This window comes from Shimazuella sp. NTD250 (assembly GCF_059510375.1).
In genome coordinates this window covers 58877-75657 of the sequence record NZ_JCAJZS010000002.1, presented here as the reverse complement: position 1 = coordinate 75657, position 16781 = coordinate 58877, and the positions used below count along the sequence as shown (strand labels likewise).

At 38.8% G+C, this 16781-nt stretch carries 19 protein-coding genes; 13 read left to right on the top strand and 6 right to left on the bottom strand.

The window, feature by feature from the left end; translation table 11 throughout:
- Positions 1–210: 210 nt before the first annotated feature.
- The gene (locus tag AC5WOF_RS05165; protein WP_496048884.1) at positions 211–687 is read left to right on the top strand and encodes a DUF2690 domain-containing protein; all 477 of its coding nucleotides are present in this window, start codon (positions 211–213) and stop codon (positions 685–687) included.
- Between the two features lie 118 nt (positions 688–805).
- Here AC5WOF_RS05165 and AC5WOF_RS05160 read toward each other — a convergent pair whose 3' ends face one another.
- A complete protein-coding gene (locus tag AC5WOF_RS05160) occupies positions 806–958 on the bottom strand; it encodes a hypothetical protein (RefSeq protein WP_496048883.1) in 153 nt (50 codons plus the stop codon).
- A 91-nt stretch (positions 959–1049) separates the two neighbouring features.
- A complete protein-coding gene (locus tag AC5WOF_RS05155; RefSeq protein WP_496048882.1) occupies positions 1050–1211 on the bottom strand; it encodes a hypothetical protein in 162 nt (53 codons plus the stop codon).
- 162 nt (positions 1212–1373) lie between these two features.
- On the opposite strand from AC5WOF_RS05155, the gene AC5WOF_RS05150 reads away from it, so the two are divergent.
- From AC5WOF_RS05150 to AC5WOF_RS05140, 3 genes are read left to right on the top strand one after another with little or no spacing between them, the layout of a single operon-like run.
- Complete coding sequence (locus tag AC5WOF_RS05150; RefSeq protein WP_496048881.1) at positions 1374–2051, top strand: response regulator transcription factor; 678 nt, start codon at positions 1374–1376, stop codon at positions 2049–2051.
- The gene (locus tag AC5WOF_RS05145; RefSeq protein WP_496048880.1) at positions 2048–2788 is read left to right on the top strand and encodes a HAMP domain-containing protein; all 741 of its coding nucleotides are present in this window, start codon (positions 2048–2050) and stop codon (positions 2786–2788) included. The genes AC5WOF_RS05150 and AC5WOF_RS05145 overlap by 4 nt, the downstream gene beginning before the upstream one ends.
- Complete coding sequence (locus AC5WOF_RS05140; protein WP_496048879.1) at positions 2775–3221, top strand: hypothetical protein; 447 nt, start codon at positions 2775–2777, stop codon at positions 3219–3221. Before AC5WOF_RS05145 ends, AC5WOF_RS05140 begins: the two co-directional genes overlap by 14 nt.
- Positions 3222–3509: 288 nt before the next feature.
- On the opposite strand, the gene AC5WOF_RS05135 is transcribed toward AC5WOF_RS05140, so the two are convergent.
- The 3 genes from AC5WOF_RS05135 to AC5WOF_RS05125 form a co-directional block, all read right to left on the bottom strand.
- Positions 3510–4100, bottom strand: coding sequence for a TetR/AcrR family transcriptional regulator (locus AC5WOF_RS05135; RefSeq protein ID WP_496048878.1), 591 nt, complete (start codon positions 4098–4100; stop codon positions 3510–3512).
- Between the two features lie 3 nt (positions 4101–4103).
- Positions 4104–4850, bottom strand: a complete 747-nt coding sequence (locus AC5WOF_RS05130; protein ID WP_496048877.1) for an alpha/beta fold hydrolase — start codon at positions 4848–4850, stop codon at positions 4104–4106.
- Positions 4851–5048: 198 nt separating this feature from the next.
- Positions 5049–5366, bottom strand: coding sequence for a hypothetical protein (locus AC5WOF_RS05125; protein WP_496048876.1), 318 nt, complete (start codon positions 5364–5366; stop codon positions 5049–5051).
- A 320-nt stretch (positions 5367–5686) separates the two neighbouring features.
- On the opposite strand from AC5WOF_RS05125, the gene AC5WOF_RS05120 reads away from it, so the two are divergent.
- Entirely contained in the window at positions 5687–6814 is a 1128-nt protein-coding gene (locus tag AC5WOF_RS05120) for an MFS transporter (RefSeq protein ID WP_496048875.1), read from the top strand.
- Between the two features lie 205 nt (positions 6815–7019).
- Here AC5WOF_RS05120 and rpmB read toward each other — a convergent pair whose 3' ends face one another.
- Positions 7020–7208: a 50S ribosomal protein L28 gene (rpmB, locus tag AC5WOF_RS05115; protein WP_240875167.1), complete on the bottom strand. Its 189-nt coding sequence runs from the start codon at positions 7206–7208 to the stop codon at positions 7020–7022.
- Between the two features lie 205 nt (positions 7209–7413).
- Here rpmB and AC5WOF_RS05110 point away from each other — a divergent pair, with 205 nt between their 5' ends.
- The 8 genes from AC5WOF_RS05110 to AC5WOF_RS05075 all read left to right on the top strand — a co-directional run bounded on the left by AC5WOF_RS05110 (position 7414) and on the right by AC5WOF_RS05075 (position 16772).
- Positions 7414–7779 carry an Asp23/Gls24 family envelope stress response protein gene (locus tag AC5WOF_RS05110; RefSeq protein ID WP_496048874.1) on the top strand — a complete coding sequence of 122 codons (366 nt, stop codon included), beginning with the start codon at positions 7414–7416 and terminating at the stop codon, positions 7777–7779.
- A 12-nt stretch (positions 7780–7791) separates the two neighbouring features.
- Complete coding sequence (locus tag AC5WOF_RS05105) at positions 7792–9471, top strand: DAK2 domain-containing protein (RefSeq protein ID WP_496048873.1); 1680 nt, start codon at positions 7792–7794, stop codon at positions 9469–9471.
- A gap of 11 nt (positions 9472–9482) precedes the next feature.
- On the top strand, positions 9483–10361 hold the full coding sequence (locus AC5WOF_RS05100; RefSeq protein ID WP_496048872.1) for a DegV family protein: 879 nt from the start codon (positions 9483–9485) through the stop codon (positions 10359–10361).
- A gap of 6 nt (positions 10362–10367) precedes the next feature.
- Positions 10368–11030, top strand: a complete 663-nt coding sequence (sdaAB, locus tag AC5WOF_RS05095) for an L-serine ammonia-lyase, iron-sulfur-dependent subunit beta (RefSeq protein WP_496048871.1) — start codon at positions 10368–10370, stop codon at positions 11028–11030.
- 97 nt (positions 11031–11127) lie between these two features.
- On the top strand, positions 11128–12021 hold the full coding sequence (gene sdaAA / locus AC5WOF_RS05090) for an L-serine ammonia-lyase, iron-sulfur-dependent, subunit alpha (RefSeq protein ID WP_496048870.1): 894 nt from the start codon (positions 11128–11130) through the stop codon (positions 12019–12021).
- Positions 12018–14060 carry an ATP-dependent DNA helicase RecG gene (gene recG / locus AC5WOF_RS05085; protein WP_496048869.1) on the top strand — a complete coding sequence of 681 codons (2043 nt, stop codon included), beginning with the start codon at positions 12018–12020 and terminating at the stop codon, positions 14058–14060. Before sdaAA ends, recG begins: the two co-directional genes overlap by 4 nt.
- A 249-nt stretch (positions 14061–14309) precedes the next feature.
- Positions 14310–15542: an ATP-grasp domain-containing protein gene (locus AC5WOF_RS05080; RefSeq protein ID WP_496048868.1), complete on the top strand. Its 1233-nt coding sequence runs from the start codon at positions 14310–14312 to the stop codon at positions 15540–15542.
- 18 nt (positions 15543–15560) lie between these two features.
- Positions 15561–16772 (top strand): MFS transporter, encoded by a 1212-nt coding sequence (locus AC5WOF_RS05075; RefSeq protein WP_496048867.1) that lies wholly within the window; start codon positions 15561–15563, stop codon positions 16770–16772.
- Positions 16773–16781 lie beyond the last annotated feature (9 nt).

Sequence of the window (16781 nt, the reverse complement as noted above, 5' to 3'; positions counted from 1 at the left end):
GATATGGGAATCTTATGATGAATATGAATATACTTGCTGTTTACTATGTTTAAGTCCGTTATTCTCCTTATTTCAATCTAGTTTAACAATACATTAATATAAATGAAATAATCCTTTAATATTAAATATCAATCGTTTGTTTATAATTTGAATAATCCTATTGATTATATAAATGTAATTAATAGGATAAAAATGGGGAGGTGTATGGAAGTGAAGAGAGGGAAGTTGTTAGGATTGACCTTTATTTTTATGCTTTCTATTTTCGCCTCAGGATTTGCGCTGGAATGGAATAAAGCTTATGCTTTGAGTTATCCCAGTGATACAGATCCTTATACAACTGGTTGTGCGTATAACAAGCCAGTTACGTATGCAACAAAGCATATTTACAAGAACGGAAAAGATATTGGATATGTGCAACTAAAAGGTAGTGCAGGATGCCATACTGCTTGGGGTTATATCTATCTATACAATAGCGCACCGTCTAATGGATATGCGGATGCGTATATTCGCAGAAGTGATGGAGCACAACGCGATTGTGCTGACTCTGGTGGAAACGGAGTAGTAAATAAAAATCAACATTCTTGTTATACTCCACAACTTTGGGATTATAGTCCTTACACTTCATATGCCCAAGGTTTTGCCGATATCTATGGGGATACAGTAAGTGCGAAAACAGGATCATATTAATAATAGTAGAGCTTAAATAGGGTTGAATGAAAACGAATTCAATACGCAAAAGAGCGGCCATTGCCGCTCTTTTGCGTTGTCAGGAAGTGTGAATTTGTTGCAGGAATCATATTTCCTATTAAGAAGGGTTTACTTCGTCATAGGATAGAGTGACAACTTTTGTATAATCTCCTTTCGCGATCTCTTCTTTGGTTGCGTTTTGCTTTAATTCTTCTTGATCATCCATACCATTTGCAATGGTAGGCTCTTTTTGTTTGTCTTTTTTCTTCATAAAATAAATCACTCCTTTTTTGTATTATTACCAGTTGGCGTGATTTATATGGATTTAGAGGATATGCTATTTTTTACAGATATTATGATGCTTAAAAATCAGCTTTCGTACTGTCCCATGGGGAAATCGTTGTATCTACACCTTTGCCAGATTCGATTTGATCTTCTATTCCTTTGCCATCTTGCCATTCGGTGACCTTTTCGCCTCCTGATCCAGCCCAAGGATTTTTCAGCATATCATCAGAACTGCCCATTAGTAAAACCTCCTTTAACTAAGATGTTTTAATATGTGCGGTGAAACCCCGAAAAGGGACTTTTAAAAAGCGGAGATAGCCATTTGAAGAGAGATTCATCGATGATAATTTCGGAAAAAGAATACATGATACTTTTCTAAAAAGCAGCAAGGAAGAGAATATATGAAAATTTTAGTTGCGGATGACGAGAAAAACATTACGGATGCGATTGGATATGCATTGCGTCGAGAAGGATATACGGTCGAAGTGGCATATGATGGGGAGGATGCCGAACAAAAAATTGCTGCTTTCCAGCCTCATATTGTTATCTTAGATATCATGATGCCAAACCGATCAGGCTATGAGATTTGTCGAAGATACGAAAAAAGGGATAAAATGGGAATTATTCTAGTGACAGCTAAAACAGATATCTCGGACAAGGTTCTTGGTTTGGACTTAGGTGCTGATGATTATATTACGAAACCTTTTGATATGCGAGAATTGCTCGCACGAGTGAAATCGTTACTCAGACGATTTCAAAAGTTTGACCAAAATGAAAATGAAATGATCCGAATCCATGATCTACAAATCGAGCAGAAGAAGCGAAGAGCCGAGTTGGAAAAACAACCCCTTGACCTAACCCCCAAAGAATTCGATTTATTAGTTCTAATGACCATGAATTTGGAACGAGTATACACGAGAGAGGAATTGTTAGATCTCGTATGGGGAATGGATTACATCGGTGGGACTCGTACTGTCGATATTCACATTCGTAGATTGCGACAAAAGTTAGGGAGTTATAAGGAGTTAATCCAAAATGTACATCGAGTTGGATATAAGGCAGTAGGGAAAATAAAATGAGAAGCAGTGTTAAAGTAAAATCGAGTATTTTTCTCGCAATCCTCTTGCTGGGAACGATATTTTTTATGAGTTTATTCATCTTAAATGGAATCGAAAAAGATCAAATGAAACGAAACGAAAATAATTTGATCGAACAAAGCAAGGCGGCTAATTTTTATATTCGACAGACGATCAATCAAGATATAAACAGCAACAATCCAAATGATTACGGATTGAATAAAAAAAATGGTCCAGAGCTGGCAGAACAATTAGGAATTATCAGTGGCATGCAGGTGATTTTATATGATGCCAATGGCAAAGTGGTAGGAAATTCTGTTCCTTTTTTATCTAAAACAGATGTACAAAATCAAATTCGCATTGCATTACAAAACAAAATTGTTTCCAAAACGGAAGGGGATACACTTAGTTTTTTTGCTCCATTGTTACAGTTTGGTTACCCTTATGGAGTCATCCAATTTATATATCCGCTAACGGACACCAAATCATTCTACAAAGAAATAGAAATGTTATTTTTCGTTATTGGTGCAATTGCATTTATCAGCAGCTTTTTGTTCGCTTATCTTTATTTTAATCGTTTAACTAGTTCTATTATTAAACTCAAACAAGCAGTGGAGAAAATAAAACAGGGTCAGTTCCAAGCGATTTTTCCTATGAAAAAACAAGATGAAATCGGGGATTTAAGTCGCGGGATTTTTCACATGAGTCAGCAAATTAAACACAATATTGCCGATTTATAATTTAGTTCGTCTAGATCTAAAAACGAATAAAAAACAAATTATTCAGAAGCAGGTACACGAATTTATCTCATCCCATGATCAAAAACAACTAGCGGTTATCCAACCAATGAAAGATAAAGGAATTCTTAATATCATTGATCTAAATGGCAATAAGATCAAAACAGTGGATGAAAACGCTTTTGGGTTCAGCTGGTCACCTGATCAAAGTAAGATGGCTTACTTTAAACCAAACAAATCCATGACATCGTTTACTTTATATGTATCTGATTTGCAGACAAATCGTTCCACTCTCTTAGCGACTGACCTTCCTGCTTTCTTTGATGGTATGCACCCTGTTCTTTGGAGTCCATCGAGTAATAAATTAGAATTTAACACCATACTCACAGGAAATGAAGAGGAAGGATCTATGTATGTGTTTACTTTAAAGCACTAAGCTAATTTACTTCAAACGAAGGAAAGAAAACTCTCTATATGCTCCTTTATTTCATTTATTCATCATCCAAGAACTTAATATTATTGTTAGCGGGCAAAAATTACTTCTTGTATATGGCAATTTCAGATTTCTGAGAACGAATTTAATAATGAAACTCTGATAAGTTTTCTTCATGAAAAAATCACCCCTGTGAAGTTAGATTTGTTGGTCTAACTTTTGGAGTGCACATCAGATGAGGGTTTTATTATATTTCACAAAGTGTTGGTTAAATCCATTCACTAGTATAAATTAATCTTCCCTACAAAATTCATTAATCATTTGTGTCTTTATCTCCTCAATAGGAAACTGCTCAGGATAAGTAGAGATCATCAACATGATACCTTGAAGGGTTGAGGAAAAATATAGTGATCTTTTTCTTGGTTCTGTGGCTCCTAATCTCTCAAATATCTCACATTGGAATTGAAATTGTTTGGAGTATTCGTCGGTCAGCAATTTTCCATATTTGGCTACTGTTTCATCTGACTCGGGGTGAGTTTGCAAATGGAGATAGAACCGAAATATTTCAGGATTTTGATGTACATTATCGAGCGCACCATTGATGATGTGTTTCAATTGGTCAGTGGGTGATGCATAAAGCATTGCTTTTTCCATCACTTGAACCAATTCACCGATCCGATGTTCAATCATGGTAGATAGGAGCTCTTCTTTTCCTTTGTAATAATTGTAAAGGAGTCCTTTGGAGATACCAGCGTGTTTGGCAACGTCGTTAATAGAAGTAGCGTGATATCCTTGCATCATGAATAATTCCATTGCTGCGGTACGGATCTTTTCTATGGATATTTGCCGTATTCGTTCATTTTCTTCCTGCGTTCGTGGCATGAGTTATTCCTCCAAGAAACGGGTAATATGATGAGTCAGTGCTTTAGGATGGGTTAAGGTTACCATATGATCGGCATCAGATAGGAGCACAAAACGTATATTTGGAACCCTTTGGAAGTGTTCTGCCACAAGCTTGTTATCAGGAAGTTCCACTTCACCAATGATAAATAGCGTTTTGACGGATAGGTGCTCCAATCGTTCGATTGCAGGCTTTGGCCAAACGGATTCAAACGTAGTCCATTCCTCGATTTTCTTTAGATGATGACGAAGCATCTCTTCCATTAGTTCACGATGAGGACTAGCCATCGTGATTTGATATAAAGGAGCACTTAGGGAAATCTCTGCAACTTTATCCATATCAGGTAAAGCTGAATTGACTTTTTTCATCCAATTTTTGAATTCTAACGAGCGTTCAAAGCCGGATAATTCAGGTGCAATTAATATAAGTTCTGATACTCTTTCTGGATATTGCAATGCGAAGTCTGTGGCGATCTGCCCCCCCATTGAATGTCCAACTAGGGTAGCTTGAGCGATTTGAAGATGATTAAGCAAATCGAGTAAATCTTGTATATAGTTAGCAGGTTCTACAGGTGATGGAGATCTACCGGCACCACGGCCGTCTACTGCGATCACTTTATAGTTTTTGGCTAAAAGAGGTACAACAAACTTCCAATCACGCAAATCAGCGCCACCACTGTGGAGAAGAATGATTGGTTTTCCAGTACCACTTACTTCATAATATAAATCCATAACAATCCCTCCATTTGATGATTGTTGTAGAGGCTACTTATCATTTTATTATTGGGTGGACATTTGGTCAATGAAAAATCGGAGCGCTTTTAAAAATGCAGAAAGCACTTTCGATCTATATATATTTGTTATTGTCAGCAAAGATGGATCGATTTAATAAAATAACGATAAAACCCCATGAAAGAAGCTCATCATCGCTTATGCTTGATGAGCTTCTTTCATGTATTCCTCCACTTGATCGAAAAACTCTCGAAATTCAAACGCCATTTCATTCCATCCATTCCTTATCATCCATTCGATCATATTTGCCATATGAGGACGTCCGGATGGATAGTCTTCGTGAAAGCCTAATTCCAGTAATGGCTTCATTCGACCGATCATCTGAAACCCTAGCGTGATAAAATCAAACTTACTTTTTGCAAGCGGTATCAAATATTTCAGACTTCTGCATTCTTTTTCCCAAGACTTCAATATACGACGTTTGGTGAATGTTACTTTTTGTGTTTCGTATACCATTTTAAACCTCTTTGTATGTATTTTGGAAAATATTATAGCATTTCGGTTAGTGAAATTGTTCTAGTATCCTGTTTTGTAACAAAAAAATAATTTGAGTATTACAAATTTGTAATTTTTTTATTCCGTGTACTACCCGAGTTTATCATTTTTAGTCAATAAAAGTGAAAGAGTAACAAAATAGGAGTATGTTTCGTATCTTGTAATATATGAAATTTGTGCATATTCTATAAATAGGAATCAACTTCATAACCTACTATAACAAAGAAAATGGATAGGGAAGTTGATGAGAAAGGGTTCCCGACTCGAAGAAAGGCAGATTCATGCGAAAACCGGACCCGGACATCTGGAATAGAAAGACCATCCTCACGGTCTTTGTTCTGTTTATTATTGCACTCAATATCGATATCTATGGTAGTGCTTATACCTTGTGGATGAGCCTCCATAAAATGTCCTCCTTGATCACAGCAATGGTGATTATTACGACACTTGTCGAAGTAATCGGTTGGTCAATCAGTGGGGTATTGATTGATCGATATGGGACAAAGAAAGTGCAGTTTATCTCTTTATTGATTTTGCTCATCACAGGAGCGATAGGGGCGATGCTGGGTGGACTTGTCGTCTTGGGTTGTCTTCTCATGCGATTTATGGTCTGTGGGATTGCGTTGACAGCAAACACGATCCAGATCAGAGATCTGCTACCAAAGGAAAAGCAGGGCAAGGGCTTTGGTCAGCTGTTTATGGTGGGTTTTTTTGGCGGAGTAGTTGGTGCAGCCATCGGGTCTTGGTTGGCGAGTGAATACCAGGCTGTATGGAAATGGGTTGGACCCATTCTGACGATCTTTGGGATCATAGTCTTGATGTATACACAGCAGTCCAATCGAGTACCGGAGAAAGCCTCCATTCGACCTCATCCAGAAGTATTCCGACTGAGCGTTCCAATGATGGGCATCATGGTCATCCAAAGTGTGTTTATCGCTTATGTTGTGATCGATTTGGGTGTCGAAAATGGAACCATCGTCAGAGTGGGCAGCTATGCTGGCAGCGGTTTGGCTGGTTGGATCGTACCTAACCTGCTCAAGAAGATCAAAGAGAATGAGAAGGCATTTATTCGATTTGGTGTGGCTATCGCATCAGTGTCCATGCTCTTCTTTTACTGGCCCAATGTCGTAGGGCTAATGGTAGCTTCCTTTGTTATTGGGGTTATCTTCAGTGGGATTCAAACTCAAATCCTAGGAACAAAGGTATATCTCCTCACTGATCAAAAGGGAAGAGCGGCCTCAACCAGCCGTCTGGTTCAAGGAGGGAGTAGGATTATCGGTATCTATGGTCTTGGAATGATTCGAGACCATGTGGGAGAAACAATGTGGCTCGTTCTGCCGATTATTCTCCTGCTCTCTCTTCCTGTATTTGAGTGGACTTTTCGCCGCTGTTCTGCATGGAAGAAATAGAGTTAGGAAGCCACCTAAAAAACGATCACTTCCAATTCTGAAGAACTGGAAGTGATCGCCCTCAAAATCCTACAAATGATAGTAATAAGTTAAGGTCTTACTTCATTGGTTGTTACAAAAGTGGAAAGTGAACTTTTTATCTATATAAATAAAAACAAAAATCCAGTTCCGGTTGCCCGATCTGGATTCGTTTGCATCTATCCGATTATACACGAGTTACCTTGCCGGATTTGAGTGCTTTTGTGCTCACGTACACACGTTTTGGTTTTCCATCAACCAAAATACGAACTTTTTGTACGTTTACGCCCCATTTTTTGCGGGTTTTGCGATGGGAGTGACTTACATTGTTACCTGCATGTCCTTGTTTTCCTGTGATAAAGCAACGACGAGCCATTGTTACACCTCCTAACACTAACGTTTGCCATTGTAGCATATTCTGGGGGCTTCTTGCAATCCACTTTCCTTCTTTAACTGGTTTATTGTACAATGAACAAAAGCCATTTTAAAATATCATGCCATATAAGGGGAATTGTTTGTAATTTATATCCATTACACAAAGAATACTATTATATCTGAGTCATATAAGGAAGGTTGATGAAATGAGTTTACAATTTTCAAACAAACTCGGTCACATCAATGTTGCAAATGATGTAATCGCAACTTTGGCTGGTGTCGCCGCACTTGAATGTTATGGTTTAGTAGGTATGGCTTCCCGTAGTCAACTAAAAGATGGGATTACGGAATTGCTAAGAAGAGATAATTCTTCTAAAGGAGTAGAAGTACACACGGATAAAGAAAGTGTCACGATCGATATGCATATTATAGTTGGTTATGGTACGAAAATTTCAGAAGTAGCCAAAGGTGTACAATCAAGAGTGAAATATACCTTAAATGAGTTACTGGGCATTCAAGTAGAACATGTGAACATTTTTATTCAAGGCGTACGTCTAGTTAACGAAGATTAAGGAGGTCCTCGGTTGGAAAAAGCAACGATTAATGCACCTCTCTTTCTCTCGATGATGAGAGCTGGAGCGATGGAGTTGACGAATAATGTAGAACGAGTGAATGCGCTCAACGTCTTCCCAGTTCCAGATGGAGATACTGGTACGAACATGAACCTGACGATCACGTCTGGTGTTGCTGAAATGGAAAAAAAAGCGGCAGAGCCAGCAGTAGGTAAATTAGCGGAAGCGCTTTCAAAAGGCCTTTTGATGGGAGCTCGTGGGAATTCTGGAGTGATTTTATCTCAGTTGTTTCGCGGGTTTGCAAAAGCTGTGTCCAAAAGTGAAGTCATCGGTCCAAAAGAACTAGCAGATGCTTTTCAAGCAGGAGTGGATACAGCATACAAAGCAGTGATAAAACCAGTAGAAGGTACGGTTTTAACCGTCGCAAGAGAGGCGGCAGCAGCAGGTGTATTCCAAGCGCGTGTAGCAGATGAAGCTCTCCAAGTAATGGATGCCGTTGTAAAAGAAGCGCGAAAGTCACTGGCTCGAACTCCGGATATATTGCCAGTATTGAAGCAAACGGGTGTAGTAGATGCAGGAGGGCAAGGATTGGTATTTGTTTATGAAGGGATGAGAAAAGTGCTAGCTGGAGAAGAAGTGTCACTTGAAGCAAAACCTACATCCAATTTGCCAAGCTTAAAAGATTTGGAGCACGAAGCACATGCTGGTGCAAATATAGATCCTGTAACGATCATACATGGATACTGTACGGAGTTTATGATTTTACTTTCCACAACGAGACGGAAAACTCGTAAATTTAATGAAGTTCATTTTCGGGAAGAGATTTCTCAGTATGGAGATTCCTTATTGGTTGTTTCTGATGATGAATTGGTCAAAGTACATATACACGCAGAGCATCCTGGTGATGCAATAAACTATGCTTCCACATATGGTGATTTAACCCGGATTAAGATTGATAATATGCGAGAGCAGTTTGAAAACGTTACCGGAGTTGATGCCATTCATCAAGCACCTATCGAAAAAAAGACACCAGAAAAGCCATATGGGATTGTAGCAGTAGCTACAGGACAAGGAATAAGTGACATATTTGAAAGCGTTGGGGTTGACGTCGTGATCACTGGCGGTCAGTCGATGAATCCCAGCACAGAAGACTTAATAAAAGCTGTGGACTCGATATCAGCAGAACATGTATTGATTTTACCAAATAACAAAAATATCATTTTGACAGCAGAGCAAGCAGGCGAGTTAGTAGATGTCGATGTAACCGTAATTCCAACGAAAACCATTCCACAGGGATTGTCTGCTTTGCTAGCATTTGATGAAGAAAAAGAAATACAAGATAATAAAGAAAAGATGAACAGAGCTCTTACTTCTGTTCAATCTGGAGAAGTAACCTATGCAGTTCGTGATACGGTTGTGGATGGGGTTACCATTGAAAAAGACGATTTTCTGGGGATTCGGGAAGGAAAGATTATAACTGCCGGAAAAAATATGTTAGAAACTTCCTGCGAACTCCTGTCTAATATGATGACATCAGAGACGGAAGTAGTTACCGTACTGTTTGGCAGTGATGTATCTGAAGAGGAAACAAATGAATTAGTTGCTCGCTTAACAGAGTCATATCCAGATGTTGAATATGAGGTTTATGAAGGTGGTCAGCCACTTTATTATTTCTTATTTGCAGTGGAGTAGGAGAAGGGGGAATGGTATTGGCGCGTGTTCATGTGTTTACGGATAGTACAGCAGATATTCCCAAAGAACTTCAAGAGGAATTAAATATTCGTGTTATTCCATTGAAGGTACATTTGGATAACCAATCTTATTTAGATGGAAAGACCCTCACACCAGAGGAGTTTTATCGCAGATTGGAAGTAGCAGAACAACTCCCTACTACTTCACAGCCATCACCTATGGATTTTTGTGATGCTTATAAACAAGCAATCGCAGATGGTGCTGAAGAGATCATCTCGATTCATCTTTCCTCTGCATTAAGCGGTACCTATCAGTCAGCTGTGTTAGCAAAAGGAATGTTGGAAGAGGAAGCAAATGTAAAATTAACTGTTGTTGATTCTAAATCTGCTTCTTATGGTATTGGGGTTGTTGTAGTAGCAGCAGCAAGAGCAGCGCTTGCTGCTAAAAGTCTAGAAGAATGCCTGGAGATTGCAAATTATTATATTGAAAATCAACAAATATATTTTTTAGTGGATACATTGGAATACTTGAAAAGAGGCGGTCGGATTGGAAAAGCGGCAGCTGTGGTTGGGTCTCTTTTAAATATTAAACCCATACTTTCCATCAACAAAGAAGGAGAAATCTATTCTTTAGAAAAAGTTCGCGGTAAAAATAAAGCATTTGGTCGTATTTTAGAACTTGTCAAAGAAAAGATCCCGGATGGTGCTTTGTCAGCTACAGTCATTCATGCTGATGCACCTGAAGAAGCCAGTCGATGGATGGAAAAGTTAATGGAACAGCCTGAATACGATATTCGTGAGAAAGTGATTTCTTCGATTGGTCCTGTTGTCGGTACACATACAGGGCCTGCTACCCTTGCTTATATCCTAGTTCCTTTAAAGAAAGAATGATGAGATATGAAATACCGTACTGTATTTGATATTATCGGTCCTGTAATGATTGGTCCATCGAGTTCCCATACAGCAGGTGCAGCAAGAATCGGGCGAACAGCTAGGACGATATTTGGTCGAGTTCCTAAGGAGATTACCATCACTTTGTATGGATCATTTGCCAAGACATATAGGGGGCATGGTACTGATATTGCGTTGGTAGGTGGAATACTGGACTTTGACACTTATGATGAGCGCATGCCACTATCATTACAAATGGCAAAAAAAGCAGGAATAGATGTTCTGTTTGTCGAATCAGAAGAAATAGCAGATCACCCAAATACAGCTCGTATCCTTCTTTCTGATGATCAAGGAAAATTAGAAGTAGTCGGTATTTCCATCGGTGGCGGAAAAATAGAGATTGTAGAGCTAAATGGCTTTGAATTAAAGCTTTCAGGAAATTCTCCCACTCTTCTTGTGCTTCATAAAGATCAATTTGGTGCTGTTGCCGATGTAGCTACTATCTTAGCGAAGCATGAGATTAATATTGGCTATATGCAAGTAGCTCGTAAGGAAAAAGGTTTGGAAGCGCTAATGTCTATTGAAACAGATCAAAGTGTCACACCCGAATTATTAAAAGAAATTCGTCAAAAATCGGGTATGTACTCGGTGACAGTGCTAAATAATTAGAGCCACCGCTAGTCGGTGGTTTCTATTTGATAACAAGCTTTTTGGAATGGTGTTTAGTGAAATAATTGTCATTTTTATTTCGAAAGGAGTAGGACCTGTGAATTTTCGAAGCGTAGCAGAATTAGTGGAACTAGCAGAAACAGAACGGCTGAAAATTTCCGAAGTAATGATTCGACAAGAAGTTGAAGTGATGAATCGATCTCGTGAAGAGATCTGGCAGGAAATGGGGAGAAATTTGGATGTGATGGGACAAGCCATCGAACGAGGTCTATCCCAAGATAGCCGTTCGGCTAGTGGCTTGTCTGGTGGAGATGCGAAACGCATTCAAGCTTATAAAGAAAATGCCCCTGTACTACTCTCAGGAGAAACAGTATTGGATGCAGTAGCAAGTGCAACCGCAGTCTCCGAAGTGAATGCAATGATGGGGATCATCGTGGCTACTCCAACAGCTGGTGCATGTGGTATATTGCCAGGTACAATTTTTACGACAGCGAAGAAGTTTCAGTTGGACCGTGATGCGATGATAGCAGGCTTATTTGTATCTGGCGCCATAGGGTATTGTATTGCCAACAATGCATGTATCTCAGGGGCGACTGGTGGCTGTCAAGCAGAAGTAGGAAGTGCTACCGCAATGGCGGCAGCAGCAGTGGTAGAAATGGCAGGTGGTACTCCTTCGCAAAGTGCAGAAGCAGTTGCCATTGCGTTGAAAAATATGTTAGGACTCGTATGTGATCCTATTGCCGGTTTAGTAGAGGCTCCATGTGTAAAACGAAATGCAATGGGAGCAGCGATCGCAATGGTTGCAGCTGACCTAGCATTGGCAGGGGTGAAAAGTATTATTCCTACTGATGAAGTAATCAGCGCCATGTATAAAATTGGTCGAGATATGCCTGTTGCACTTCGTGAAACGGCACTTGGCGGATTGGCGGCCACTCCTACTGGAAGAGCCTTAGAGAGACAAATTTTTCAAAATACAAAGGAAGACGAATGACAAAACTTACGTATATTCCCGTTACTGAATTGCCCGGAGTGGGACCAGAGAGAGCAATACATTTAGCTGAGCTAGGTATCAAAAGTATGGAAGATCTACTTACTTATTACCCTTTCCGCTATGATAACTTTCAACTAATTAGTCCAGTTGATGCTCCACATGAAGAAAGGGTAACTTTTCGTGGAAGGATAGTCGGCAGTCCCAGCATGCGTTGGTTTGGAAAAAAACAATCTCGTCTGACGGTAAAGATGGAAGTAGATAGTATACCCATTACGGTGATGTGGTTTAATCAGCACTATTTGAAGCCGAAACTTTCATATGGCTCTACGATTATGGTGACAGGAAGATGGGATCGTGAAAAATTATTGATCAATGGGGAGAGAACGTTTTTTAGTCAAAAAGAACAAGAAGCTCAACTTGGTCATTTTGAACCTATTTATTCCGTGACCAGTAAAATAAAAGTGTCTTGGTTAAGAAAACTCATCATGGAAGCCTTTAAGGAATATGGTAGTCAAATTGAAGAAGTGTTACCTGCAAGCTTACGTTCTAAATATCGATTGATACCAAGAGCAAAGGCAATGTACTTTCTTCATTTCCCAAGGGATATAAAAGATAGTCAGCAGGCACGTCGAAGCATTGTTTATGAAGAGTTATTTCTGTATGAATGCCGTTTAATATGGTCCAGGTTACAAAATCGCCGTGAGACAAAAGGGATATCTAGAGAAATCGACGAAGGAAAATTGCAAGAAATGATAGACGATCTAGCATTCCCATTGACTGGTGCACAGCAGAGAGTAGTAGACGAAATTTGTGCTGACCTGAAATCTCCGTTTCAAATGAATCGCTTATTACAAGGAGATGTGGGTTCTGGAAAAACAGTTGTAGCGGCAATCGCTCTCTATGCGAATTACTTATCTGGTTATCAAGGTGCTATGATGGTACCTACTGAAATTTTAGCAGACCAACATGCAACTTCCTTGAAAGCCATTTTGGAGAAATGGGGATTACAAGTAGTAACACTCACGGGAAATATGAAAGCTGCTAGCAGGAGAGAAACGTTAGAGCAGATTCAGCAAGGTTCAGCTGATGTGATAGTTGGAACTCATGCATTGATCCAAGAAGCTGTCGTGTACCAAAAACTAGGTTTGGTCATCACGGATGAACAACATCGATTTGGAGTTAAACAGAGAGGTACACTTCGTGAAAAAGGGGAGTTTCCAGACGTTTTGATGATGACAGCTACCCCAATTCCACGAACGCTGGCCATTTCAGTTTACGGAGAAATGGATGTTTCGATTATTGACGAGATGCCGGCAGGTCGTGAACCTATTGCAACCTATTGGGTGAAAAAAGAAGCATGGAAAAGAATAATCGCGTTTGTGGCAAAAGAATGTCAAGCAGGTAGACAGGCATATATTATCTGTCCATTAATAGAGGAATCTGAAAAGTTAGATTTGGCTAATGCAGTAGAGTTATTTGAACAAGTTACATTGGAATTATCTCCTATTCGTGTCGGTCTATTGCATGGTCGTATGAGTTCTGTTGAAAAAGAGGAAATCATGAGTCTCTATGAACAAAATGATGTTCAAGTTTTAATTTCGACCACCGTAATTGAGGTTGGAGTGAATGTACCCAATGCTACTGTTATGGTCATCTATGATGCGGATCGCTTTGGTTTAGCACAATTGCACCAATTAAGAGGGAGAGTTGGCCGTGGTGGAGGAGCGTCAACTTGTGTGTTAGTTGCAAATCCAAAATCAGAAACAGGAAAAGAACGAATGGAGATTATGACAGAAACTACAGATGGATTTGTGATTTCCGAAAGAGATCTGCAAATGAGAGGGCCAGGCGATTTTTTAGGAGTAAAACAGAGTGGTTTACCAGAATTTCGTCTAGCTGATCTTACCCATGATGAGCGAATTTTAGAAGTGGCCAGAGCAGATGCAAAGGAAATTTTTCAGTCTAAAGCCGGGATAACCTCAGAAGAATACCAAGATTTATGGGAAAGAATGCAAACTGATGAATCCATATTAGACTAAAAGGTAGCAGAGAGCTACCTTTTTTATTTGGGAAAAATTCAAAGCGTTAGAGTTGAGTTACATACGAAATTTTCCCATAATGATTACTGAAAAACTTTTTGTCAAAATAAGTGATTATATATTTAATTGACAAATGAAATATTTTATTTTTAATATAAAAATATGGATTGTAAATTCTTTTCACATTATTAACTGACTAAAAAATGCAGCAATTATTCTAACACAAAAACCAAAGGACAGGGAAAGCAGATGAGCATACTCATTCTTAATCAAAACAGCTATGAGTTTTTTCCTTACAAAAAATGGCTAGAAGATGTACAGGAAGAAATTTTGTTTCTTACCCATTCGTCAGTGGGGGAACAGTTTGAAAGTAACCATTTTTTGTATTTTGAGTCTTTTCCTAATTATGAATCTGGTCTGGTAGATTTTAGAGCCAAACAACTTTTTGAGAAGTATCATTTTGATACCATTATCGCATTACATGAATTTGATCTTTTGCGAGCTGCAAAATTACGAGAGAGCTTGGGAATAAAGGGTCAATCGTATGATAATGCATTTCGCTATCGAAATAAAATAAAGATGAAATCAGTTTTACAACAGAATGATAGAATAGAAATTCCTCACTTTCAAGAAATGAATTATCCTCTAGATGCTGTTCGTTTTATCGATCAATATAACTATCCTGTAGTCATAAAACCTGCTGACAGTGCTGGATCAATGGGGACAAGCGTGATTCATAATGAAAAAGATTTGGAAAAATTAGCATCCGATATGACGATGTATCAGTTTGCTAGTCATCAACCAACAAATAATCTATTGTTGGAAACATATGTACCTGGCGAAATGTATCATGTCGATGGGTATATTCAAGACAATGAGCTGATTCTCATCTGTGCCTCGAAGTATTTAGAAGATTCATTGATATACTTAGATCAAAACGATATAGCTGGTAGTTTTACACTGCCCCCGGACAGTCCACTTAGTAAACGACTCATAGAAGAAACAGAAAAAGTAATTCATACTCTTGGTTCTGCTGATAGTTTTATCTTTCATGCTGAATTCTTTCATACTCCTGACGATCGTTTAGTATTTTGTGAAATTGCTAGTCGACCTGGCGGAGCGAGAATTGTGGATATGATAGATGTCGCGTATGATTTTCATATTACAAAAGCATTAACCCGAGCTTTTTGTGGGAAAGAAAAAACATCATCAGCTGTGAGCTTAAAAAGATTGGCGGGTCATGTTGTGCCTATTCCCCAAAAAGGGACACTGGTAGATGCTCCAATAGAGGCGCCTTTTCCTTGGATCGTCCAATATCGTTTAAATATTAAGTTAGGGACTAATTTTGATGGAGTTGCCTATAGTTCTCAACATATAGCCTATATGATTGTTGAGGCGGATACAGAAGATCAATTAAAAGAAAGGCTGATAGAAGCCAATAATTGGTTCCAACAAGCGTGTGTTTGGGAAAAATCTGAATAATATTGGAGGAAGAGAGTGATGGGCATAAAAAGATTTTTTCCCCCATACCCAGCAGGAGTTTGGTATCTTGCTGGGGTAAACTTTCTTACACGTTTTATTACTTTTATGATGCTTCCTCTGTCCATCATTTATTTGGGGAAGATAGGATATGATGAGTCTGAAGTTGGATGGATTTTAGGAATTGGATGGATTATTGGTGCCTTTGGGGGGCCATTAGTAGGATATTTGGTCGATAAATTTGGTTCAAAGCGTGTATATGTGGTCATTCTCATCCTATGGTCGGTATCGTTTGTTGGATATGGATTTACCCAGTCTTTTTGGATATTGATGTGTTTGGCAATACTCAATGGATTTTGCCGAAGCACGGTTGAGGTTGTCATATTATCTCGAATGTTTGCTTCTGTTCCAACTGATCAGCAAAGTAACATAAATCGCTTCCAATATATTATTTTGAATTGGGGAGCGATTATTGGGACTGCGGCTGGTGCATATACTGGAAAATATGTAGAACAAAATTGGTTTACGTATATGGGACTTGTATTTCTAGTACTAATTGTCGTAGATAGATTTATTCCTCAAGTGAAACAAGAGAAGGAAGAGCAGACAGATCAAACGCAACCTAATCCCTCCTTGGCAGAGGTATTGCGGATTATTTCCAAAGACCGTGTGTTACTACTTCTACTATTTTCAGGTATTTGCTATATGGTAGGATATATTCAATTGGACTCTACCATTCCTATTGCATTAAATGAGCAAAATCAGATGCATACCTATGCATTTTTAAACGTAGAAAATTCCTTGTTAGTTATTGTCCTAGCTGTGCCAATTATGAATTGGGCTTCTAAATGGAGACCTTCTGTCGTTGTGTTTATCATGTGTCTGTTTGTTAGTCTTTCTTTACTCTGCTTTGCATTTCCTTACGAACCTTTATATTATGTAGGTGTCTTGTTTTATACGATTGGAGAAATCGCCTTTTTCCCACTCTGGCGTCAAAAAGTAGCTGATTTAGGCGGTCCTATGAAAGGGACATACCTGGGGTTAACCAATTTTTCTTACTTAGGCTTTTTCTTTGGTAGTTTTTTAGGAGGAACATTTTTTGAGCAAGGTGGGAGTCTGCTTGTTTTCTCGATCATGGCCATAATTGTGCAATTTACTTTTTTGTTCTACATTTTTGCAGTGATGCTTCAAAACAAAAACGAGAAAGAAATGATATCGAGACAGGAAGCATAACAAAGGAGA